The sequence below is a fragment of the Nonomuraea sp. NPDC051191 genome, assembly GCF_044455665.1.
GTDB lineage: Bacteria > Actinomycetota > Actinomycetes > Streptosporangiales > Streptosporangiaceae > Nonomuraea.
On sequence record NZ_JBITEZ010000029.1, the window covers coordinates 21465 to 40709 of the forward strand.

Below are 19245 nucleotides of genomic sequence, written 5' to 3' on the forward strand. Positions count from 1 at the left end.
GCAACGGGCTGGCCCGCGAGGGGTGCGAGCGTCCATGATCGGTTCATGCTCAGCACCAGTGAAAGCACGCCCGCGAGCGCCTACCTGACCCGCCGGCCACTGCTCGCCGGGGCCAACCCGTACGTCACCCTGTACGACGGCGACACCCCCACCGGGTACGCCTCCCTGTGGCAGGTGGACTGGTCCACGCACGGCGCCGGGGCCGTCCTGGTGGTGTGGACGCCCGCCGGGCTGCGCGTCGTCGGCGACGACCTGCGGCTGGGGACGTGGATCGAGGAGCACTTCGTCCGGCACTTCGACGAGGCCACGGCGCTGCCGTCCTGGCCCGTCGCGCGGGTGGAACGGGCGGACGTGGAGCTGCGCGTCGACCCCGCCACGGGCGCGCACGCCACGGCGGCCGGGCTGGCGGTCGCCATCACCGGGCCGCTGGACGCCAGGCCGTTCGCGATGGCCGACTTCCCGCTGCTGGGCGTCAGCCACGGGCTGTCGATGCAGATCATCCCCTGCGAGCACGCCTCGATCACCGTCGACGGCGTGCCCGTGGCGGGCGCTCCGGCCGTCACGCGGCCCGGCGGGCGGCCCGTCTCCTCGGCCGTCACCACGATCCACGAGGCGTGGAGCATGTGAGAATGAGCCCGTGCTCGTTCCGGCCGGACCTCAGGTGCGGCGCGTCCCCGCCGGTCAGGTGGCCGCGCGGGAGCGCGAGCTGCTGGCGCGGGCCCGCGACCGTCCACCGGCCCGACGGCGCCCGGACCCGCCTGTCACCCGATCCGAGCCACGCCGCGTGGGCCAAGCACGCGCCGGTGGAGGCGTTCGGAGAGCTGATCGCGGGCCGGGGCCCCAACCACGCGCCGGGCGAGGACGCGGCAGCGGCGGTCGCCCTGGTCGAAGCCGCCTACGAGTCAGCCCGGACGGGACAACCCGTCACCGTCCCTCCGCGCCCTCCCTTCCGGTGGACCGGCGGGCCAGCAGCGCGAAGCGGTGGGCGTACGCCGTCAGGGGGCGGCCGCCTGCCATCCGCTCGTGCAGGGCGCGCAGGCGGTGGCCGTACCGGGCGGCGTCGAAGCCGGGGACCTGCCAGGGCACCATCCGCAGGAACAGCACGAGCGCCCCGACGTCGTGGAACACCGTCCGCACCCGCGCCTGCGCGCTCCACGTCACGGTGAGCCCCGCCTCGGCCAGACCGGCGACGCCCGTCACGTGGGTTTCCCGACGGAGGGCCTGGCCGATGCGGGACTTTCGGCCCTGACCGGGGCGGCGTCCCGCCGGGAAGGGTGGAGGCCAGGGCGGCCTGAGGAGCAGGACGCGCAGGTGTGCGCCCCGGCTGTCGTCCTCGGCAAGCAACCCTCCTGTAAGGACGTGACCATGTGCAATTACTGCGGCTGCCGAGAGTTTCCGCTGATCGGCCGCCTGTCCCAGGAGCATTGGGACATCCAGGAGTGCGCGGGGGCGCTGCGCCGCGCCATCGGGGAGCTGCGTCACGGCCAGGCCGTGTCACTGCTGGAGGAGCTGATGGCCCGGCTCGTCCCGCACACCGACGCCGAGGAGAGCGGGCTGTTCGCCGAGCTGCGTGCCGAAGGGTCGCTGGCCGAGGAGGTGGAGCGGCTGTGCGCCGAGCACGCCGACATCCACGGCATCCTCGGCGCGGTCGACCCGGCCGCGCCCGACTGGCCCGCCGTGCTGGACGCCCTCGACCGTCTCCACTGGCACATCGACCACGAGGAGCACGGCCTGTTCCCGGCGGCCGTCATCATGCTGCCGATGGCCGCCTGGGACCGCATCACGCCCGGCCAGTCGCCCGCGACGACCGGCTGACCGGCGCGCGCCCCCCGGAGCGGGTCAGTCCCGCTCCGGGGCGCCGACCTTGAACAGGCCGTGCGCGCCCGCCTCGGCCTGCCGCATCGTGTGGTCCACGATCGGGTACGTGCCCGCCTCCGGGAAGACCAGCTCGGCGAAGCCGCCCTGCGCCGGGGCCAGGTCGAGCGCCTGGGCGCCGCCCGCGTCCGCGGTGCGCAGCCGGTAGGCGCCCTCCTTGTAGACCGTGTCGAACGGCGCGCCCACCACGTGCAGCGACGTGCCCGAGCTGGGGCCGGCGGCGACGGCCCAGACGCGGACCCGCTCCCCCGCCGTGGCCCGCAGCGGGGCGTGGTCGTAGCCGGCGGCGGTGCCGTTGAACATCCAGCCGTCCGGCTCACCCCGCCGGATCTTGGCGACCTGCGCCGGGCCGCCCGGCTCGCCGAGATACAGCTCGCCCTGGATGAGCAGGTACTCGCGATCCACCTGCGGCAGGCCGGGCGGGTCGATGACGACGGCGCCGTACATGCCGTTGGCGATGTGCTGGCTCATCGGCATGGTCGAGCAGTGGTAGAGCCAGGCTCCGGCGTACTCGGCGCGGAAGCGGTAGGTGAGCCGTTCGCCCGGCTGGATCGTGCGCATCGGCCCGTCCGGTGCGGTGGCGCCGGCGTGGAAGTCGATGCCGTGGCCCATGGTCGCCGCGTTGACGAACGTCACGACGAACACGTCCCCGACCTTGCCGCGCAGCACCGGGCCCGGCATGGTGCCGTTGAACGTCCAGACGCGTTGCCGCACCCCGGGCGCGACCTCCTGGACGAGCCTGTCGTCGGCGCGGATCTCGACGTGGTGCTCGGTGCCGCCGGGGGCGGGCCTGAGCGTCGCGTCGTGGGGTTTCCAGCCGGACGACATGGGCGCCGCCAGGTCGAGCCCGGCGGGGGCGGCGGGCTCGACGGGCTCGGCGGGAGGCGCGGGGACGCCCGGGGGCGCGCCGGTCGTCGTGTGACCGGTGTGGCCGGTGGCCTCCTGTCGCCGCGGTGCCGCCGTGGCGCCGGTCGGGGCCAGGCGCATGGTCATGCCCGCGGCGCGGTGCCCGGCGACCGTGCACCAGCCGTCCACCGGCCCGGCCAGCGGCGCCAGGCGCAGCGCCGAGCTCTGGCCGGGGGCCAGCGGCGGTGTTCGTTCGCCGGTCGCCAGGCGCAGGTCGTGCCGCTGGGCGTCGGCGTTGGTGACGCGCAACGTCAGCACGGTCCCCATGGGGGCCTCGATCACGGCGGGACGGACCCTCATCCCGGACAGCGTCACCTCGACCGTACGGGAGCCGGTCGCGGTCACCGTCACCGGTTCCGAGCCGCCGCTCGTGGCGACGACGACCGCGCCGGCCGTCAGCAGGCACCCGACGACCACCCCGGCGACGGCGGGCAGCGTGCGCCGCCACCCCGCGCCACCCTCGTCCGCGACGACGGCGGAAGCCGAAGGGTCAGCGGGTGGAGAAGGCTGAGGAGCGACGACCGGAGGGACGGCGGGTGGGCGGGCGCGGGTCAGGGCGGTCGCGGCCAGGGCGACGAAGGCCAGCGCCGAGGCCAGCACCAGCCCCCACCCCAGCAGCGTGACCGGCCGCGGCACCGGCAGCGCCAGCAGCGGCACCCCCACGTTCAGCGCCACCAGCCGGGCCGCCCGGCCGCGCTCCAGCAGCGCCGCGTTCTCCTTGAACCGGACCGGCCCGCCGCCCAGCACCGCGGGCAGCAGGTGCAGCAGCGACCCGAGCAGCACCTGCCCGACGAACCCGGCCAGCACCAGCGGCAGCAGCGGCGCCAGCGCGGCGGCGACCTCGTGCGCCGGCCTGGTGGCCACGACCACCAGATCGGCGGCCAGCGCCACCTCGAACCAGACGATCGCCGCCCCCAGCGTCCAGGCCGCGCCGGTGTGCGGCCTCTTGCGCCGCAGCGCGTCGGCCAGCGGTGTGAGCACCGCCAGCCCGCCGGCCGCGTACGCCGCCAACCCCGCGAGCGCCACCCACCGCCAGCCCGCCAGCAGCCCGGTGACGGCCACCGTCAGCCCCGGCGCGGCCAGCCACAGCCCCACGCGCGAGGCCCGGCGGGTCCGCTCCGACATGCGGGTGCGCAGCACCGTCGGCCACAGCGTGAAGAGGGTGCCGAGAACGGTGAGCCCGACCCAGCCGAAGACGTTCACCTGGGAGTGGGCGGCGCTCATCCGTTCGTGCAGCGCGCCCTGGACGGTCTGGGCGGCCATCAGCCCGCCGAGCGTGCCTCCGGCGGCGAGCGCGCAGGCGGCGGTGACGTACCAGCCGATGACGTGGCCGAACCGGCCGGGCAGCGCGCCGCGTACGAGCCGGGCCAGGACGGCCGCGTGCCACACCGCCACGCCCGTCAGCAGCGCCGCGCCCGCCGCCGCCACCTGCCACGGCCCGTACGCCACCCCGGCCAGCACCGCGACCGTGGCCGTGTTGAGCAGGGCCAGCCGGGTCAGGCTCCCCCGCCCGGACGGCCCGCGGACGCGCAGCAGCGCCACGGTGAAGTGCTCGCTCCAGATCAGGACGGCCGTGCTGACCGCGCCCAGCAGGAACACGTGGATCAGCAGCCACGACGGCGCCGGCAGCACCTCGCCCGCCGGCGCGGCCACGACGGTCAGGCCCAGCCAGGCGACGACGACCGCGTTCGCGCGCAGGTGCCAGGACGCGCGGGCCCGTCTCGGCGGCAGGTCGATCGGCCTGCCGCTCTCTATGCCGACGTCGACGGGCATCCCGGGAACCCCCCTGTCACACGAACGCCGGCGGAGCGAGACCCGCCCTCACGCCGCCCGCGCCGGTCAGGCACGCCGGGCCCCGAGCCGGTCGAGTACCTCGTACACCGGGCGGCGCGGGACGCGCGGGACCGGCGGGCCGTAGCCGAGCCTGATCAGCATCTGCACGTGCCCGAACGGCCCGGGCCGGTCGCCGCGGTGCTGCGGCGGGCGCAGGTCGAGCGGCTGGCTGAACATCGAGGCCGCCACGCCATGCGCGGTGGCGGTGAGCAGGACGCGTTGCAGGGCCTGACCGGCGCGCAGCCAGTCGCGCGGGCCGTCGCCCCGGGTGAACAGGGCGGCGAGCTGCGGGTCGGCCTCGAAGTCCGCGATCTCGCCGTTTTCCGGCGCACGCCGCGCGTCGCCGCCGAAGTCGCGCATGGGCAGTTCGCCGTGGCGGGGACGGAGGCCGCGGGCTGCGGCGGGCACGCCGTCGGCGCCGCCGTCCGGGCGGGTCCAGCGGGCCAGCTCGGCCCGGTAGGCGGCGTCGGCCGTCAGCGTGTCGTCGGCCACGGCGACCATGTCCAGCACCCGCCTGGCCGTGCCTCCCTTGACGAGCAGCAGCGTGGCGCCCTCGTCGTGGGCGGCGTTGACCAGGTCGACGAGGACGTCCCCGGGCAGCGGGCGGCCCTCGAAGGGGAAGCGGTTGGTGCGCCGGTGCGGGATCATGTCGTGCAGCAGCCGCTCGTCCGGGGTGGGCGGCCCGCCGGGCCTGGCGCGTACGGTCGCCAGCAGCTCGGGCCGGCGGTCGGGGTCGGGCAGCGTCAGGACGCGGGGGTCGTGCCCGGTCATCCGGACCGCGAGGCGCAGGTTGAACAGCGCGGCCCCGCAGCTGATGCCGAGCCCGCGCCCGAGCGGGTCGGTGACGGCGAGCAGCCGGTCGAGGTCGGCGTACAACTCCATGGTGGTGTCGTCGAGGCGGCGGAAGCGCCACGGCTGCGTGTTGTGCACCGAGGGCGCGGCGACGGCGGAGGCGACGACCCGGAGCACGGCGGCGCGCGAGGCGAAGGGCTTGTCCCAGGGGCGGGCGCCGGGGACGCCGACGCCGGTCATCGCGGGGTTCCCGGCGCGACGGTAACTGCGGGCATGTCTCCACGATGTCGTGGCCGGCCGTGCCGCCGTCAGGGACCAAAGTCCCTTTCCGTACGTCCGATCGGCCATGATCAGGTGGCGGGCAGCGCGGCGGCCAGCAGGACCACGCCGATCGACCCCGCCAGCGCGCTGACGGCCATCGCGCGGGCCAGGCGGGGGCGGGCGTGGGCCGCGGCCCAGCCGTGCAGCGCGGCGGCGGCCATGACGGCACAGAAGAGCAGCAGTTTGGCAGCCAGGACGCGGCCGTAGCCGGGTTCGGTGAGCGAGGCCCAGGTGACGCCCTTGTGCCAGGCGATGGCCAGGCCGGTGGCGAGCTGGAGGGGCAGGAACAGGGCGGCGGTGAGCAGGCCGAAACGGCGTCCGACGGCGTCGAGCATCCGGGCGCGGCGCTCCTCGTCGAGCAGGCGGCGGGCCAGGGGCAGCAGCATGAGGGAGACCGCGAGCTGGCCGCCGACCCACAGCGCGGCCCCGAGCACGTGCAGGAAGCGCACCACCGACCACCAGGTCATCGCGCGCCCACCCGCTCTCCGGCGGCCTGGCGGCGGGGGATGCCGGTCGCGCCGAGGTGGAGGCGGGCGTAGAAGTCCTCCAGGGCGGCCAGGGTGCTGTTGATCGTGCTGGCGGCGTAGCGGCCGTCCAGCTCGCCGTGGTAGGCGTGCGCGGTGCGGACGGCCTCGGTCGTGTCGGCCAGCGGCTCGCCCGCCAGCAGGCCGCGGGCCGAGGCGGCGGCGACCCACGTCAGGTAGCGGCCGACCCGGCGCAGGTAGCTGGCCCGGCTGGAGGCGGCCAGCGGCGAGCCGGCCAGCGCGGCGGCGTACGCGGCCAGCATCGTGTCGTAGGGCGCGGCCAGCCCGCCGGCCCTTCTCTTCTCAAACATGGGCGGCCGGTTCCTTCTGGTAGGGGAAGCTGCCCGGCTCGTAGGCGCACCACGGCTCCTCGCCGAGCACGTCGCCGGAGCAGGCGTAGGCGCGTGAGCGGGAGCCGCCGCAGATCGTGCGGAACTCGCACGCCCCGCACCGCCCGCCCAGCCGGTCGGGCTCGCGCAGCGCGGTGAACAGCGGCGGGGGCGCGCCGACGTCCGTCACCTGGCGCACGAGCCGGTACGCCTCCTCCGTGCCCAGCTCCGCCGGGTTCCGGTCGGGCACGGCCCCGGCGCGGCAGTGCAGGCAGGCCGGCGCGCAGGCGCGGGTGGCCTCCCAGATCACGATGAACGGGCTCGCGGCGACGTCGCGCCGGACCCGGCGCAGCGGCCCGCGGCCGGGTGGGGCGGTCATGCGGGTGCTCCTCGCAGGAGGTGGTCCACGACGTCGGCGGCCGAGTGGTCGTCGGGCAGGCCGTCCAGGAAGCCGAGGTCCTGGCCCAGGGTGAGCAGGGCGGGCTCGTGGTAGCCGTCGGCGCGGCGCTGGCCCAGGCCGATGGCGGCGGTCAGCCCGTTGCACAGGCACTGGCGGCCCTCGGCCTCCTCGGCGGGCCGGCCCTTGCGGACGTAGGCGTCCACGGGTTCGGCGGGGCAGCGGTAGCCGATCGCGCCGCCGGGCCTGGCGTACGGGGTGCGCAGGTAGCCCAGGTCGCACAGCCGCGGACGCCGGTCGTGCACCTCGGGCTCCGACAGGGTGCCGGGCAGGCTCGCGACCTTGAACGGGAAGCCGGTGGGCGAGGCACGCGGGTCGTTGCGGACCTCCAGCGCGCCCCGGCGTGCCCGGCTGAGCATGCGCCGCCGCAGGCCGTCGTCCAGGCCCGATTCCCGGCACAGGGCGAACGCCGTCCCGACCTGGATGCCGGTGGCCCCGGTGGCCCGCGCTCCGGCCGCGCCGCCGGGGACGGCGTACCCGCCGGCCAGCCAGAACGGCAGCCCGAGCGCGGCGACCTTGGCGGTGTCGGCCTCGTCGCGCGGCCCGTAGACGGGTTCGCCGCGCTCGTCCAGCAGCAGCCGGCCGCGCGGCGGCGCGCTGTGCCCGCCGGCCACCGGCGTCTCCAGGACGAACCCGTCGGGCCTGGTCACGGGCGAGCGGGCCAGGTAGAGGGCCAGCACGTGGGAGGAGACGATCGCCAGCAGCTTGGGGCGCCGCAGCGGCTCGGCGGGCGCGGGCCACAGCGCGGCCGGGTCGAGTCCGGTCGTGTGGCGGGCCTCTCCCGCCTCGGCGACCGTGACGGTGATCTCGGCCGGGCGGTGCGCGGCGAAGGCGTCGAGCAGCGCGGGGATCTCCGCCGGGATGCCGGCGCCCATCAGCACGTAGTCGACGCCGGCCAGCATCGCGCCGTACGCGGCGGCCGGCGTGGCGAGCTGGATCTTCTCCAGGTAGTTGACGCCGACCGGCCCGTCGTGGCCCTGCTTGGCCAGGAAGACCTCGGCGAAGTTGGCGACCACGGCCAGCTCGTCGCGGGCCCTGCTGGGCCGCAGCCCGAGCCGGGGCACCGGCCGGTACGGCGTGCCGGGCGCGATCCCGCCGGGCACGAAGTAGCGTCCGAGCACCCGTTCGGCGATCCCGGGGATGGGGAAGCAGGCCAGCGCCCGGCGCAGGTGGCCGCCGGGGTCGCCGCGCTGCAAATGGCGGGCCAGGGTGACGTCCAGGGCGGTGCCCGACACCACGCCGAGCTGCCCGGTACGGGCCACCGCGCGCGCCAGCCGCCATCCGGACACCCCGACGCCCATGCCGCCCTGGATCAGGACGGGGAGCGCGAGTTCGGACACGGCCTCGGTAACGGCCTCAGACACGTCGCGCCCGCAGCGTCCCGGCCCAGGTGAGCACGTCGGCGTTGATCTCCCTGGCCACCTCGCGGGTCGCCAGGATGTGCACGACGTCGTCCTCGGGCAGCGTCTCGACCATGAGGGACAGGCCGTCGCAGTCGCCGACGTGCGGCAGGATCTCCCGTACCAGGGCGATGCCCCAGGCGGCCAGGTTCTCGTCGAGCTCGCCCCGGCCGTCGATCGCGGCCAGGTCGGCCAGCTCGGTCAGCTCGCGGATGTTGCGGATCGTGTCGTCGTGATCGCTGAGCAGTTTGTCCACGTAGTGCGCGCCGAAGACGGATCTCAGGCCGGGATACATGGCTTCTTCCTCGTAGCGGAAGTGCGGCCCGACGGCCGCCGACAGGGCCTCCACCAGCTTCCCGACCCGCGCCGCCGCGCCGGTCCGGAAGGCGTCGATCAGCGCGAGCAGCAGGTCCCTGACCTCGCGGTGCTCGGCGTGGAAGGTCTCGGTGAAGTGTTGGCCGATGGACAGCACACAGTCCTCCAGCTGTGTCGTTCCGGACGTCGCCGGTCGCATGGTCCGCCTCCCCCTCACTCGTCGCCGGCGAGGGTGGCGCCGGTGGCCAGCAGGGCGGCGCCGGTGACGGTCAGCAGTCCGCCCAGGCCGATGACCAGGTTGCCGAGCTGCCAGGCCTGGTAGGCGTTGAGCAGGGAGGCGCGCAACATCTGGCCGGTGAAGGCGGTCTGCCGCCGGCTCTCCAGCTCGGCGTCCTCGCCGCCCGCCGCGAACAGCTCGGCGCTGACCTGCGCGTACGTCCGGCCGCCGGTGGCGGTCAGCACGTTGCGGCCGATCACCTGGGCGTAGGCCCTGGCCTGCGGGCCGGTCAGCACGTCGCGGCCCTGGTGGGCGGCGAGCTCGGCGGGCAGTCCCTTGCCGGGGAAGCTGATGGCCTGGCGGCGCAGCTCGTCCCGGATCTCGCCGCGCGCCTGGAGGCCCCGGGCGGCCATGACGGGCCCGGCGGCCACCATCGCGGCGCCGGCGGCGCCCAGCAGCGCCCTCGCCGCGCCTCGGACAGCGCTCATGTCAATGCTCCTCACGTGGATCGAGGGTGGATCGAGGGTGGATCGAGGGTGGATCGAGGGTGGATCGAGGGTGGATCGAGGGTGGATCGAGGGTGGATCGCGGGTGGATCGAGGGTGGATCGCGGGTGGATCGCGGGTGGATCGCCGGGGGCGTCAGCCGGCGGCCAGCCACAGGTCGGGGCCGAAGACCTCGTAGCGCACGTCGCGCGCCGCCACGCCCGCCCTCAGCAGCGCGGCGCGCGCCTCGCGCATGAACGGCAGCGGCCCGCACAGGTAGGCGACCGCGCCCTGCGGGATCGGGACGTCGCCGAGGTCCATCAGGCCGTCGCGGTCGGCGCCCCGGGCGCCGTGCTCGTACCAGAAGACGTGCTCGGGGGCCAGGCGGGCCATGTCCTCGCGCAGCGCGTGCCGGTCGGGCGAGCGGTCGGCGTGCAGGGTCAGGACGCGGCGGCGCGAGCCGGTGGCGGCCAGGTGGTCGAGCATGGCCACCATGGGGGTGCAGCCGATGCCGGCGCTCACCAGGACCAGGGGCGCCTCGGAGTCGTCCAGCGTCACGTCGCCGAAGGGCGCCGACAGGGTGAGCTCGTCGCCCTGGCGCACGGTGGCGTGCAGCAGGGTGGACACCTCGCCCGCGGGGTCGTCGTCCACGCGCTTGACGGTGATCCTGCGCAGGCCGTCGCCGGCGTTGGACAGCGTGTACTGGCGGAGCTGGCGCACGCCGTCGGGCATCTCGACCTGGACGCTGACGTACTGGCCGGGGCGGGCGGGCGGCGGCGGCTCCTCGCCGATCGGGCTGAGCAGGAAGGAGGCGACGTCGGGCGTCTCCTCGCGGCGGCCGGCCACCCGCCAGCGCCGCCACGTGCGGCCTTCGACGGCGCCGGCCTCGGCGTAGATGCGGGCCTCCATCGCGATCAGGGCGCCGGCCATCAGCCAGTAGACCTCGTCCCAGGCGGCGGCGACCTGCGGGGTGACGGCCTCGCCCAGCACCTCCGCGATCGCGCCGAACAGGTACTTGTGGACGATCACGTACTGGTCGTCGGTGACACCGACCGCGGTGTGCTTGTGCGCGATGCGCGCGAGCAGGTGGTCGGGGCGCTGGTCGGGGTGGTCCAGGAGCATGGTGGCGAAGGCGGCGACGGAGGCGGCCAGCGCCTTGCGCTGCTCGCCGCTGGCCTGGTTGCCGCGGTTGAACAGGCCGTCCAGCAGTTCGGGCCGGTCGGCGAACATCGTCGCGTAGAACCGCTCGGTGATGGCGTCGAGCGAGGCGCCGACGACGGGCAGCGTGGCGCGGACGACGGCGGCGGATTCCGGGGACAACATGTGACCTCCACAGTCCCAGGGGGAACGTACCCGCGATCGCGGGCCGGATCTCAGGCTAGGAGCGCGGCCGGGCCGTTCACCGGGGCGAACGTCCGCAGTTGAAGGGCCGAAGGTCCCGGACGGGACATCCGGGCGCGTGCGCCCGAGGGCCGGTCGGCGGTCGGCGGTCGGCGGTCGGCGGTCGGCGGTGGAAGATGGGACTTTCGTCCCTGCCGGGGGCGGGGGCCGGACTGGGATCCTGGAGACCATGCGGCTCGACTCGTCCGGACTTCAGGTGCTCTCCGAGGAGGAGTGCTTCCTGCTGCTGTCCTCGGTGCCCATCGGGCGGATCGTGTTCACCGATCGCGCCCTGCCCGCCGTCCAGCCGGTGAACTTCTGTCTCGACGGGCGGTCCATCGTGATCCGTGCCGCGACCGGGTCGAAACTGGCGGCGGCGACCCGGCGGGCCGTGGTGGCCTTCGAGGCCGACGACTTCGACGCCGCCCGCGCGGCGTCCCGCTGAGGCGGTCCGCGCCGCCCCCGATCCAGGGCGGCGCGGTCCGGGGGCGGCGCCGTGGTCAGCCTTCGTGCGCCGTGGTGACCAGGCCGTGGTCGCCGTCGTCACGGCGGTAGAGCAGGCAGCCCGCTCCGGTGCCGGCGTCGGCGTAGAAGACGAACGGGAAGCCGGTCAGCTCCAGCCGGTCGAGGGCCTGCCCGGTGGTGAGGCGGGGGGCGGGCAGCGGGCTGACCGAGATCGCCGCGCAGGTCGGCGTCGGCAGGCCGGGCCCGGGGTCGAGCTGGGCGAGCCGGTAGCCGTCCTCGGTGCGGTAGATCACGCTGTCCTGGCCGGTCGCGGTCTCGGTGAACAGCAGGAAGTCGTAGTCGAGGTCCTCCATGTCCACCGCCGCCTCGTCGGGCACGGCGCGGGCGGCCGTGAAGGTGCGCACGATCCGGCGTTCCCCGGCGGGCGGGGCGGGGTGAGGCGGCCGGGGGTGGCGTCCGCGCCGGTTCTCCCAGTCCCTGCTGGTCTCCAGCAGCCGCGTCCGCAGCCGGTCGCCCAGCAGGTGGATGGCCGCGCGGGTGGAGTCGGCGCCGGCCCGGGCCCTGACGAGCCGGCCCTGGACGTCCACCACGGCCTCGGCCGTACGCCGCTCACCCGCGACCTCCGTTGTGGCGGCGAGCTTGACCGTCGCCCCGAGCACCGGCTCGTGGGCGAGCCGGGTCAGGTCGGCCACGGTGTGCCGGGCACGCCGCACGTCGGCCGCGCGCACGCCGCCGCCGCGGATCCTGACCTGAACGTCGTCGGCGTCAAGGGCGATGGGCCTGTGCCTCATTCGTGAACACCTTCTTCGCATCCGGTGGTGATGCACCCAGCCTCCGGCCTGCGCGGATGCGGCTGCCAGAGCCGTAGGTCCCATCGCGCGGGGACCTACGGCCCGCCACGGGCCGGGGCGGGCGTCAGGAGCGGCGGTAGCCGGGGTGCACGCCGGGGGTCAGGCCCTGGTCGGCGGCGATCAGCTCCAGCAGGGCGAGCAGCTGCCCGCGCTGGTCGGGGCTGAGGGCGGAGGTCACGTCGGCCTCGTGCGCCATCGCGGTCCTCTTGATGTCCTCCATGACCCGCGCGCCCTGCTCGGTCAGGTGCAGCTCGTGGTTGCGACGGTCGCCGGCCGACCGGCGCCGCTCCACCAGGCCCGCCCGGTCCAGCGGGTCGAGCAGCGCGGTGACCCGGCTCGGCACGACGCCGAGATCGGCGGCGAGCGACTGCTGGCTGCGGCCGGGCTGGAAGGCGATCATCCGCAGCAGCCCGACGTCGGACGGCGACAGGCCGAGCTCGGCGACCCGTGCGGCGAAGCGGCCGGCGGCGTGCGCGCCGAGCTGCGCGAGCAGGAAGGCGACGCCCATCGGGCGGTTGCGGGACGCGGACACAGCGCATACTGTACTCCGCACAGAACCTTTCACAAGAGTGAACCTTTCTCTAGAGAGAAGCAATATGCGATGGCTACCGAGATGACCACCGATCGGACCGACTGGCCCAGGCATCCAGGACTGGAGGGCAAGGTCGCCCTCGTCACCGGCGGTTCGCGCGGCATCGGCGCGGCCACGTGCCACGCGCTGGCCGCCAACGGCGTCAAGGTCGCGGTCACCGGCCGCGACACCGAGGCGGTGGCCCGCGTCGTCGCCTCGATCACCGGCGAGGGCGGCCAGGCGCTGGCCGCGCCCGGCGACGTGACCGACACCGCCGTCCTGGCCCGCATCCGCGCCGAGGTCGAGGCCGCGCTGGGGCCGGTGGAGATCCTCGCCCCGTTCGCCGGGGGGCAGGGCGCGCCCGCGCCGACCGCCGGGCTCGACCCGGGCCGCTGGCGGGCCGTCCTGGAGTCCGACCTGACCTCGGTGTTCCTCACCGTCCACGAGTTCCTGCCGGGCATGCTGGAGCGGCGCGCCGGGTCGATCATCCTGATGTCGTCCACCGCGGGCCGCCGTCCCGGCGGCGCCAACGCCGCCTACGCCGCGGCCAAGGCGGGCGTCGTCATGTTCGCCCGGCATCTGGCCGCCGAGGTGGGCGGCGACGGCGTCCGGGTCAACTGCCTGGCGCCCTCGGCCGTGCTCAACGACAAGCTCGCCGCCCTGCCCGCCGAGCGGCTCGCCCAGCTCGCCGCGACGTTCCCGCTCGGCCGCGTCGGCCACCCCGCCGACGTCGCCCAGGCCGTCCTCTACCTCGCCTCGCCCGCCGCCGCCTGGGTGACCGGGGCGACCCTCGACCTCACCGGCGGACGGGTCTCCGGATGAACGCCGCGCTCTTCCCGTCCCTCGCACCCACCGTCCAGACGGAGGCCATGTCATGATCGACCCGATGACCGAGCGGCTCGTCCGGTTCCAGCGGCCCGGCGCCCTGCCCTACCTGATCGGCGCGGACGAGGCCCGCGTCGCCGCCCTGTTCGGCCTGGACGCCGACGCCTACCGCTCCCTGCTGGACGGCTTCGACCGCCAGGCCCGGCAGGCCGCCGCGACGCTGCTGGCCCGGCCCGGCTTCGCCGACGCCGTCGACCGGCTGCCCCTGCACGCCGAGGGCGCCGACGGCCCCCGGGACGCCTTCCACGTCGTCGCCATCGGCGAGAGCACCACCGCCGACCGCCTGTCCTGGTTCGAGATCCTGGGCCGGCTCGTCGCGCTGTGCCGCCCCGGCGACGCCGTCCGCTTCACCAACCTGGCGATCACCGGCAGCACCACCACCCAGGCGCTCACCCAGCTCCCCGCCCTCGGCTTCCAGCGGCCCGACCTGGTGCTGTGCATGATCGGCGCCAACGACGCCCAGCACCTGGCCCCCGGCGCGCCGACCCTGGTCAGCGCCGCCGAGACCGAACGCAACCTGGCCATGCTGCACGACCTGGCCCAGGAGCGGGGGCCCGTCCGCTGGGTCTGGCTCACCCCCAGCCCCGTCGACGAGCCGCGCGCCGCCGCCTACCCGCACTTCCGGCGGGCCGGCATCAGCTGGGCCGCCAAGGACCTCGACGTCACCTCCGACCACCTGCTGGGCCGTCCCGAGCTCACCGTGGACACCAGGCTCGCCGTCTCCGAGGACCACCACTTCCTCGACGACGGCGTGCACCTGAGCATCGAGGGCCAGCGCGAGATCACCGCGGCCGTCGTACGGGCGCTGGCCGGTGCGGCATGAAGCTCATGGTCCTGGGCGCGACCGGCGGCACCGGACGCCAGGTGGTCGAGCAGGCGGTCGCCGCCGGGCACGACGTCACCGTCCTGGCCCGTGACCCCGCCCGCGTCCCTTCGGCCGATCGGGTGCGGGTGATCGGCGGCGACGTGCTCGCCCCCGGCCCCTGGCGGGCGGCCGTCGCCGGGAACGAGGCCGTGCTGTCGTGCCTGGGCAGCACCGACCGCGGCAATCCCACCACCGTCTACTCCCAGGGCACCGCCAACGTCGTCGCCGCCATGCGCGAGGGCGGGGTGCGCCGTCTGCTGTGCCTGTCGTCGGCGGGCCTGGAGATCCCGCCGGACACGCCGCTGGGCCGCCGCCTGGTCACCCGCTTCGTCATCCAGCGCCTCTACCGGCACGGCTACGCCGACATGGAACGCATGGAGGCCGCCGTCACCGCCGCCCCCGACATCGACTGGACGATCGTGCGCCCGCCGATGCTCACCGACGGCCCCCTGACCGGCCGCTACCGAACCGCCCTGAACGGCCCGCTGGCCAAGGCGAGCTCGATCTCCCGCGCCGACCTGGCCCACTACCTGCTCACCCACGTCACCGACGAACACCACCGCCACGCCGTCGTGGAGATCGCCGGCGGCCCCTGACCCACCCTTCCCACGCCGCAGAACGACACGCCGAGGTCCCGGCGGGCCGGGAGCAACGATCACCAGGCCGCAACGGGATTCGGAGGCCGCCCGGCGGCCGGCCTCCCGTCGTACGGAGGCTCAGCGCAGCCGGTCGGCGAGGAAACGCAGGGCGTCGTCGAGCTCGAAGTCCGGTACGTCCCCGTGCCCGCCGGGGTTGGCGTGCAGCGTCTTCTCGGCCGAGGACAGCGCGTCGAACAGGGCCAGGGCCTCGGCCCGGGGCACCCGTTCGTCGTCCCACTGGAGGAGGAACCGCACCGGGACGGTGATCCCGGCGGCGGCCTCGGCCGAGGCCGAGGAGGTGCCGCTCAGCCCCAGCACCGCCGCGCCGATCCGCGGCTCGGCGGCCACCAGCGGCATCCCCAGGGCGCAGCCCAGCGACACGCCCCAGTAACCCACCGGCCCCTGGTCGCCGAGCGCGTCCAGGACCGAGCGCCACTCCGGGACGGTCTGGGCGGCCAGCGACGTGTGGAGCTCGGCCAGCAGCGGGGTGGGGTCGCCCCCGCCGGCCATCCGGTCCCGCATCGCGGTGATGACGCGCTCGTGCTCGGCGCTCCTGGGCCTGTCGCCGTGGGCCGGCGCGTCGATGGCCGCCGCCGCGAAGCCACGTTCGGCCACCAGCCGGTGGGCGCGTCCCACGACGCCCGGGGCCTGCTTGTGCTGCCCGCCGCCGTGCCCGATCAGGACCAGGCCGCGAGGTTCGGCGTGCCGCGGGGTCCACAGCACGCCGGGGATCTCGCCGAGGGTGAAGGATCGTGCGGTGACGCCGTCGGCCGACGTCTGAGAGGTGAAACGCATGCGCGTCGAAAGCCTTTCGGGATGCCTCGTGCGGGCGCTCCCTAGGCGATGCGCGCGAGGGAGCCCCGACCTGTCACAACGTTGATCGGTCTCACCTCCTCGGGTCGATGCGCCAGAAAACGTACCACACCAGCAGATCGCGGTCAGCCGTGCAGCAGATCGAGGATGTGCGGCCAGGCGTCGGCGCCGAGCCGGGCGTCCGCGGCCGGGTCGCCGCCGTAGAGGAAGTCGGGTGACTCGGGAGCGGGCCCCTCCCCCGGCAGGCGCGGACGGTGACCGGCCTCGGCCCGGCTGACCAGCCGGACCGTACGACCGGCGGCACGACGGCGGGCGGCCAGCCGCCCGGCGAACGGCACGGACGGCCACATGGCGTCATCGCCGCCCGCCACCAGCAGCACGTCGGCCGCCGCCTCCTCGATCGGGATCGCCGCGGCCGGCAGCAGGCCGGCGAACGTGCGCTCGCTGAGCTCGTACAGGGCGCGCAGGGCCAGCGGGCCGTGCTCCGGCTCGACCTCGGCCCAGTCGTCGTCGTACGGGACGAACGGCAGCGGGCTCCCCCGCCACGTCCAGGACGACCGGTAGGGACGCTTCTCCCCGTCGGACCCCGGCCCGACGTTCCCCCACACGACCGAGGTCGGCGACAGCGCCACCACCCCGCCGACCCGCCGGTCCCGGACGGCGGTCAGCAGCGCGGCCTCGGCCCCCTTCGACATGCCCAGCACGCAGATCCGCCGGACCCCGGTGGATTCCAGCAGGTCGACGGCCGACACGAACGTCTCCAGCGGGATCTCGCAGATGCCGGGCGACTGCCCCGGGCCCCCGAACCACCGGATCGACAGCGCGGTCATCCCCTCCCCGGCGAGGAGGCGGGCCCGGTCACGCTCGATCCGCCCGCTCGACCCCGCCAGCACGAGGACGCCCGTCCGGCCGGCCGATCCCGGAGTGACCAGGACCCCTTCCCAAGGGGAGCTCAGTTCGCGCTCGTCCATCTGCACCCCTCGACACTACTGAGAACAGCCCCCGCACTGGAACGGCGAACCGCCATCAATGGGACACTAAGGCCGCAACGTGCCACGACGGAGGGAGAACGCCATGTCGTTCCAGGCGTATCTGGACACCATCGAAGAGAAGACCGGGCTGACGCCCCGCCAGTTCATCGCGCTGGCCCAGGAACGCGGCTTCGACGCCCCCTCCACCAAGGCCGGGACGATCATCGACTGGCTCAAGCAGGACTACGACCTCGGCCGCGGCCACGCCATGGCCCTCGTCCACGTGATCAAGAAGGGCCCGAAGATCGACGCCAAGCACGTCGGCACCTCCGGCTCCCACCGCGACGAGTCCGACATCCTCTGGCTGGACGGCAAGGCCACCCGCCCCGAGACCGCCTAACCCCGGGCGGACTTGGACCGCGTCAGCCACAGGCCGGTGAACACCGCGCAGACCAGCGTGACGACGCCGGCCACGACGAAGGCGCTGCCGAGCCCGGCCTCGAACGACGCGCCGCCGGACTCCCGCGTGCGGACGACCGCGCCCAGCACCGCCACGCCGAGCACCGCGCCGATCTGCCGGGTGGTGCTGCTGACGCCCGAGGCCAGGCCGCCCTCCTGCGGGCCGACCGCCTGGATGGCGGCGCCGGTCAGCGGGGACATGGTCAGGGCGAACCCGACGCCGGCGACGGCCAGCCGCCACCACACGTTGCCGTAGCCGGTGTCGGCGTGCACGAAGCCCAGCGCCACCAGCCCGAGCCCGGCCAGCGCCAGGCCGGTGGTGACCACGATCCGGAAGCCGTACCTGGCGGCGAGCCGGCCCGCGTACGGGCTGACGACCACCATGGCCAGGGTCGCGGGCAGGGTCTGCACGCCGGCGCGCAGGATCGAACTGCCCTGGACGTGGACGAAGAACTGGGAGAAGAAGAAGGACGAGCCCATGAGCGCGAACCCCACCACGACCATCGCCGTGTTGGAGACCGTGAACAGCCGCTGACGGAACAACCGCGGCGGCAACATCGGCGCCGGACCGCGTCCTTCGACGACGACGAACGCGGCCAGCAGCACCACCGCGACGGCGAAGCCGCCCAGGATCACCGGCGAGGTCCAGCCACGGGAGCCGCCCTCGATGAGCGCGAAGGTCAGCGCCCCCACACCGAGGACGGACAGGACCGTGCCCGGGACGTCGATCCCCGGCGCGGCCGGGTTGCGCGACTCGTCCAGCACCCGCAGCCCGGCGACCAGCAGCACCGCGCCGATGGGCACGTTGACGAGGAAGATCGACGGCCAGCCGAAGGCGTCCACCAGGACGCCGCCGGCCAGCGGTCCGGCGGCCAGGCCGATGCCGCTGAACCCGGCCCACATGCCGATCGCCCGCACCCGTTCCTGCGGGACCGGGTACGCGGCGCCGATCAGGGCCAGCGAGGCGGGGCTCAGCGCCGCGGCCCCGACGCCCTGCAGCACCCGTCCGGCGATCAGCCAGCCGAGCGAGGGCGCGACGGAGCACACCACGGACGCGGCGGTGAACACCACGACGCCGGTCAGGAACAGCCGCCTGCGGCCGAACCGGTCGGCGAACACGCCGCCGGACAGCAGCAGCATGGCCACCAGCAGCACGTAGGCGTCGACGATCCACTGCAACCCGCTGAGCTGGGTGTGCAGGCGAATCTGCATGTCGGGCAGCGCCGCCCCGACGATCGTGCTGTCGAGCAGCACCATGAACTGGCCCAGACAGGCCACCGAGAGCAACACGGTCCGGTTCGGTGGGACGCCCGCGGCGCCGGGCGTCATCGTGCTTTCGGGTGCGGTCACCACAGTGCTCCCTCTCGTCAGGCCGTCGTGAAGCGACGCTGATCGCACACCATAGTTCGACACTTCGGAAAAGTCGAAGTATTGGTAGCATGGAGGCATGCGACCGCTTCCCGAACCGGCCCGCGAGTCCCTGACCCTCGCGCCGCTGCTCCACGCGCTCGGCGACCCGGTCCGCCTGGAGCTCGTGCGCCGCGCCTGGGCCACCTCCGAGTCCACCTGCTCCGCGCTCGCCGACGGCATGGGCGTGCCGGTGTCGACGTTGTCCAACCATTTCCGGATCATGCGGGAGGCCGGGCTGATCAGCATGACCGTCGACGGCCGTCACCGGCGGGTCCGGGCACGCGCCCGCGACCTGAGCGACCGCTTCCCCGGCCTGATCGACCCGATCCTGCGGTTCGCCTCCGCCGTCGAGGACGCGGAGGCGCGGGGGGGGGGGGGCCCCCCCCGGCCGGCGCACCACCTGGGGCCGGCAGAATTAGGCGTGGAAACGGACCCATCCCGTCACCCCCACCAGGGACCGCGACACCCCCCGCACGAAGAAAT

General features: G+C 75.0%; 23 protein-coding genes. 8 read left to right on the forward strand and 15 right to left on the reverse strand.

Annotated elements, in window-relative coordinates; translation table 11 throughout:
• The first annotated feature begins 45 nt into the window (after positions 1–45).
• On the forward strand, positions 46–627 hold the full coding sequence (locus ACIA8R_RS49370) for a hypothetical protein (RefSeq protein WP_397044870.1): 582 nt from the start codon (positions 46–48) through the stop codon (positions 625–627).
• A 297-nt stretch (positions 628–924) separates the two neighbouring features.
• Here ACIA8R_RS49370 and ACIA8R_RS49375 read toward each other — a convergent pair whose 3' ends face one another.
• On the reverse strand, positions 925–1200 hold the full coding sequence (locus ACIA8R_RS49375; protein ID WP_397044872.1) for a hypothetical protein: 276 nt from the start codon (positions 1198–1200) through the stop codon (positions 925–927).
• Between the two features lie 165 nt (positions 1201–1365).
• Here ACIA8R_RS49375 and ACIA8R_RS49380 point away from each other — a divergent pair, with 165 nt between their 5' ends.
• Positions 1366–1815: a hemerythrin domain-containing protein gene (locus tag ACIA8R_RS49380; RefSeq protein ID WP_397044874.1), complete on the forward strand. Its 450-nt coding sequence runs from the start codon at positions 1366–1368 to the stop codon at positions 1813–1815.
• A gap of 24 nt (positions 1816–1839) precedes the next feature.
• Here the strand turns inward: ACIA8R_RS49380 and ACIA8R_RS49385 are convergent, their stop codons facing one another.
• The 9 genes from ACIA8R_RS49385 to ACIA8R_RS49425 all read right to left on the reverse strand — a co-directional run bounded on the left by ACIA8R_RS49385 (position 1840) and on the right by ACIA8R_RS49425 (position 10777).
• On the reverse strand, positions 1840–4554 hold the full coding sequence (locus ACIA8R_RS49385; RefSeq protein ID WP_397044876.1) for a multicopper oxidase domain-containing protein: 2715 nt from the start codon (positions 4552–4554) through the stop codon (positions 1840–1842).
• A 66-nt stretch (positions 4555–4620) separates the two neighbouring features.
• Complete coding sequence (locus tag ACIA8R_RS49390) at positions 4621–5646, reverse strand: Acg family FMN-binding oxidoreductase (protein ID WP_397044878.1); 1026 nt, start codon at positions 5644–5646, stop codon at positions 4621–4623.
• A 110-nt stretch (positions 5647–5756) separates the two neighbouring features.
• Positions 5757–6194, reverse strand: coding sequence for a hypothetical protein (locus ACIA8R_RS49395; protein ID WP_397044880.1), 438 nt, complete (start codon positions 6192–6194; stop codon positions 5757–5759).
• Positions 6191–6562 carry a hypothetical protein gene (locus ACIA8R_RS49400; RefSeq protein WP_397044882.1) on the reverse strand — a complete coding sequence of 124 codons (372 nt, stop codon included), beginning with the start codon at positions 6560–6562 and terminating at the stop codon, positions 6191–6193. Before ACIA8R_RS49400 ends, ACIA8R_RS49395 begins: the two co-directional genes overlap by 4 nt.
• A complete protein-coding gene (locus ACIA8R_RS49405) occupies positions 6555–6959 on the reverse strand; it encodes a hypothetical protein (RefSeq protein ID WP_397044884.1) in 405 nt (134 codons plus the stop codon). Before ACIA8R_RS49405 ends, ACIA8R_RS49400 begins: the two co-directional genes overlap by 8 nt.
• A complete protein-coding gene (locus ACIA8R_RS49410; RefSeq protein ID WP_397044886.1) occupies positions 6956–8401 on the reverse strand; it encodes a nitronate monooxygenase in 1446 nt (481 codons plus the stop codon). The genes ACIA8R_RS49405 and ACIA8R_RS49410 overlap by 4 nt, the downstream gene beginning before the upstream one ends.
• Entirely contained in the window at positions 8394–8909 is a 516-nt protein-coding gene (locus tag ACIA8R_RS49415) for a hemerythrin domain-containing protein (RefSeq protein ID WP_397044888.1), read from the reverse strand. The genes ACIA8R_RS49410 and ACIA8R_RS49415 overlap by 8 nt, the downstream gene beginning before the upstream one ends.
• Before the next feature lie 56 nt (positions 8910–8965).
• Positions 8966–9457: a hypothetical protein gene (locus tag ACIA8R_RS49420; RefSeq protein ID WP_397044890.1), complete on the reverse strand. Its 492-nt coding sequence runs from the start codon at positions 9455–9457 to the stop codon at positions 8966–8968.
• Between the two features lie 153 nt (positions 9458–9610).
• Positions 9611–10777, reverse strand: coding sequence for a globin domain-containing protein (locus ACIA8R_RS49425; RefSeq protein WP_364102919.1), 1167 nt, complete (start codon positions 10775–10777; stop codon positions 9611–9613).
• A 247-nt stretch (positions 10778–11024) separates the two neighbouring features.
• On the opposite strand from ACIA8R_RS49425, the gene ACIA8R_RS49430 reads away from it, so the two are divergent.
• Positions 11025–11279 carry a pyridoxamine 5'-phosphate oxidase family protein gene (locus tag ACIA8R_RS49430; RefSeq protein WP_397044892.1) on the forward strand — a complete coding sequence of 85 codons (255 nt, stop codon included), beginning with the start codon at positions 11025–11027 and terminating at the stop codon, positions 11277–11279.
• Positions 11280–11334: 55 nt separating this feature from the next.
• Here the strand turns inward: ACIA8R_RS49430 and ACIA8R_RS49435 are convergent, their stop codons facing one another.
• Both ACIA8R_RS49435 and ACIA8R_RS49440 read right to left on the reverse strand, forming a co-directional pair.
• Positions 11335–12090 carry a sigma 54 modulation/S30EA ribosomal C-terminal domain-containing protein gene (locus tag ACIA8R_RS49435; RefSeq protein ID WP_364102925.1) on the reverse strand — a complete coding sequence of 252 codons (756 nt, stop codon included), beginning with the start codon at positions 12088–12090 and terminating at the stop codon, positions 11335–11337.
• Between the two features lie 124 nt (positions 12091–12214).
• Positions 12215–12682 (reverse strand): MarR family transcriptional regulator, encoded by a 468-nt coding sequence (locus ACIA8R_RS49440; RefSeq protein WP_364102928.1) that lies wholly within the window; start codon positions 12680–12682, stop codon positions 12215–12217.
• 81 nt (positions 12683–12763) lie between these two features.
• Between ACIA8R_RS49440 and ACIA8R_RS49445 the strand changes: the two genes are divergently transcribed.
• The 3 genes from ACIA8R_RS49445 to ACIA8R_RS49455 are packed head-to-tail and all read left to right on the forward strand — an operon-like array spanning position 12764 to position 15067.
• Positions 12764–13543 carry an SDR family NAD(P)-dependent oxidoreductase gene (locus ACIA8R_RS49445; RefSeq protein WP_357709909.1) on the forward strand — a complete coding sequence of 260 codons (780 nt, stop codon included), beginning with the start codon at positions 12764–12766 and terminating at the stop codon, positions 13541–13543.
• Positions 13544–13595: 52 nt separating this feature from the next.
• Positions 13596–14429, forward strand: a complete 834-nt coding sequence (locus tag ACIA8R_RS49450; RefSeq protein ID WP_397044895.1) for an SGNH/GDSL hydrolase family protein — start codon at positions 13596–13598, stop codon at positions 14427–14429.
• Positions 14426–15067 carry an SDR family oxidoreductase gene (locus tag ACIA8R_RS49455; protein WP_364102935.1) on the forward strand — a complete coding sequence of 214 codons (642 nt, stop codon included), beginning with the start codon at positions 14426–14428 and terminating at the stop codon, positions 15065–15067. The genes ACIA8R_RS49450 and ACIA8R_RS49455 overlap by 4 nt, the downstream gene beginning before the upstream one ends.
• Positions 15068–15187: 120 nt before the next feature.
• On the opposite strand, the gene ACIA8R_RS49460 is transcribed toward ACIA8R_RS49455, so the two are convergent.
• Together ACIA8R_RS49460 and ACIA8R_RS49465 are read right to left on the reverse strand one after the other, a co-directional pair.
• Complete coding sequence (locus ACIA8R_RS49460) at positions 15188–15904, reverse strand: alpha/beta hydrolase (protein WP_397044897.1); 717 nt, start codon at positions 15902–15904, stop codon at positions 15188–15190.
• A 143-nt stretch (positions 15905–16047) separates the two neighbouring features.
• Positions 16048–16893 carry an acyl-CoA thioester hydrolase/BAAT C-terminal domain-containing protein gene (locus ACIA8R_RS49465; RefSeq protein ID WP_397044899.1) on the reverse strand — a complete coding sequence of 282 codons (846 nt, stop codon included), beginning with the start codon at positions 16891–16893 and terminating at the stop codon, positions 16048–16050.
• A gap of 103 nt (positions 16894–16996) precedes the next feature.
• Between ACIA8R_RS49465 and ACIA8R_RS49470 the strand changes: the two genes are divergently transcribed.
• Positions 16997–17293: a DUF4287 domain-containing protein gene (locus tag ACIA8R_RS49470; RefSeq protein ID WP_397044901.1), complete on the forward strand. Its 297-nt coding sequence runs from the start codon at positions 16997–16999 to the stop codon at positions 17291–17293.
• Here ACIA8R_RS49470 and ACIA8R_RS49475 read toward each other — a convergent pair.
• Positions 17290–18702 carry an MFS transporter gene (locus ACIA8R_RS49475; protein WP_397044903.1) on the reverse strand — a complete coding sequence of 471 codons (1413 nt, stop codon included), beginning with the start codon at positions 18700–18702 and terminating at the stop codon, positions 17290–17292. The two genes, ACIA8R_RS49470 and ACIA8R_RS49475, sit on opposite strands and share 4 nt — an antisense overlap.
• 97 nt (positions 18703–18799) lie before the next feature.
• Between ACIA8R_RS49475 and ACIA8R_RS49480 the strand changes: the two genes are divergently transcribed.
• The coding region (locus ACIA8R_RS49480) for an ArsR/SmtB family transcription factor (protein WP_397044905.1) at positions 18800–19245 on the forward strand (446 nt) is incomplete at its 3' end.

What these genes read in the sequence shown, in the direction of transcription:
- ACIA8R_RS49370 (WP_397044870.1), top strand. Translation starts at nt 46, where the DNA reads ATGCTCAGCACCAGTGAAAGCACGCCCGCGAGCGCCTACCTGACCCGC.
- ACIA8R_RS49380 (WP_397044874.1), top strand. Translation starts at nt 1,366, where the DNA reads ATGTGCAATTACTGCGGCTGCCGAGAGTTTCCGCTGATCGGCCGCCTG.
- ACIA8R_RS49385 (WP_397044876.1), bottom strand. Translation starts at nt 4,554, where the DNA reads ATGCCCGTCGACGTCGGCATAGAGAGCGGCAGGCCGATCGACCTGCCG.
- ACIA8R_RS49390 (WP_397044878.1), bottom strand. Translation starts at nt 5,646, where the DNA reads ATGACCGGCGTCGGCGTCCCCGGCGCCCGCCCCTGGGACAAGCCCTTC.
- ACIA8R_RS49395 (WP_397044880.1), bottom strand. Translation starts at nt 6,194, where the DNA reads ATGACCTGGTGGTCGGTGGTGCGCTTCCTGCACGTGCTCGGGGCCGCG.
- ACIA8R_RS49400 (WP_397044882.1), bottom strand. Translation starts at nt 6,562, where the DNA reads ATGTTTGAGAAGAGAAGGGCCGGCGGGCTGGCCGCGCCCTACGACACG.
- ACIA8R_RS49405 (WP_397044884.1), bottom strand. Translation starts at nt 6,959, where the DNA reads ATGACCGCCCCACCCGGCCGCGGGCCGCTGCGCCGGGTCCGGCGCGAC.
- ACIA8R_RS49420 (WP_397044890.1), bottom strand. Translation starts at nt 9,457, where the DNA reads ATGAGCGCTGTCCGAGGCGCGGCGAGGGCGCTGCTGGGCGCCGCCGGC.
- ACIA8R_RS49425 (WP_364102919.1), bottom strand. Translation starts at nt 10,777, where the DNA reads ATGTTGTCCCCGGAATCCGCCGCCGTCGTCCGCGCCACGCTGCCCGTC.
- ACIA8R_RS49430 (WP_397044892.1), top strand. Translation starts at nt 11,025, where the DNA reads ATGCGGCTCGACTCGTCCGGACTTCAGGTGCTCTCCGAGGAGGAGTGC.
- ACIA8R_RS49435 (WP_364102925.1), bottom strand. Translation starts at nt 12,090, where the DNA reads ATGAGGCACAGGCCCATCGCCCTTGACGCCGACGACGTTCAGGTCAGG.
- ACIA8R_RS49445 (WP_357709909.1), top strand. Translation starts at nt 12,764, where the DNA reads ATGACCACCGATCGGACCGACTGGCCCAGGCATCCAGGACTGGAGGGC.
- ACIA8R_RS49450 (WP_397044895.1), top strand. Translation starts at nt 13,596, where the DNA reads ATGATCGACCCGATGACCGAGCGGCTCGTCCGGTTCCAGCGGCCCGGC.
- ACIA8R_RS49455 (WP_364102935.1), top strand. Translation starts at nt 14,426, where the DNA reads ATGAAGCTCATGGTCCTGGGCGCGACCGGCGGCACCGGACGCCAGGTG.
- ACIA8R_RS49460 (WP_397044897.1), bottom strand. Translation starts at nt 15,904, where the DNA reads ATGCGTTTCACCTCTCAGACGTCGGCCGACGGCGTCACCGCACGATCC.
- ACIA8R_RS49465 (WP_397044899.1), bottom strand. Translation starts at nt 16,893, where the DNA reads ATGGACGAGCGCGAACTGAGCTCCCCTTGGGAAGGGGTCCTGGTCACT.
- ACIA8R_RS49470 (WP_397044901.1), top strand. Translation starts at nt 16,997, where the DNA reads ATGTCGTTCCAGGCGTATCTGGACACCATCGAAGAGAAGACCGGGCTG.